The sequence below is a fragment of the Serratia sp. OS31 genome (genome assembly GCF_014164835.1).
Classification (GTDB): Bacteria; Pseudomonadota; Gammaproteobacteria; order Enterobacterales; family Enterobacteriaceae; genus Serratia; species Serratia liquefaciens_A.
In genome coordinates, this window is sequence record NZ_JACJFQ010000108.1 from 1 (window position 1) to 610 (window position 610).

Annotated in this window: 1 pseudogene; it reads left to right on the forward strand. The window is 57.9% G+C overall.

From position 1 onward, the window contains the following. Positions 1–610 (forward strand): annotated as a pseudogene (locus H5P17_RS26530) (IS3 family transposase); the annotation flags it as partial.

The following is a 610-nucleotide window of genomic DNA, read 5'->3' on the forward strand; positions in this document are numbered from 1 at the left end:
CTGAAGAGGCTGGTTGCCGATCTGAGCCTCGACAAGGCGATGCTGCAGGACGTGCTGGCAAAAAAGAGCTGACGCTGGCACGCCTGCGCGAATGGGTAAGGGATTTGCAAGCCCGCTACGGTGCCAGTGAGAGACAGGTCTGTTTTGCGCTGCGGGTCAGCCGCAGCTCGTTTCGATATCGTTCTGTGGCCGCCGACGACAGCGCACTGCGGCTACGTATCCGTGAGATAACCGAAACCCGGGTTCATTACGGGTACCGCCGGGTACACGTGATGCTCAGGCGGGAAGGCTGGCGCGATAATCACAAAAGAATCTACCGCCTCTACTGTGAGCAGGGTCTGTCGCTGCGCCTCAAACGGCCACGCCGCAATAAATCGGCCCAGCGCCGACAACCGCAGCCTCAGGGTCTGTATCCGAATCACGTCTGGGGCATGGATTTTGTCTCTGATGCGTTGTTTGACGGGCGACGACTGCGCCTGCTGACGGTTATCGACTTGTACACCCGCGAATGCCTGGGGATCTGCGTGGGGCAGAATTTGCGTTCAACAGAAGTGGCAGAAATGCTGAATAGCATAGCGCTCAGACGTCCTTTACCTCAGTTGCTGAAAAC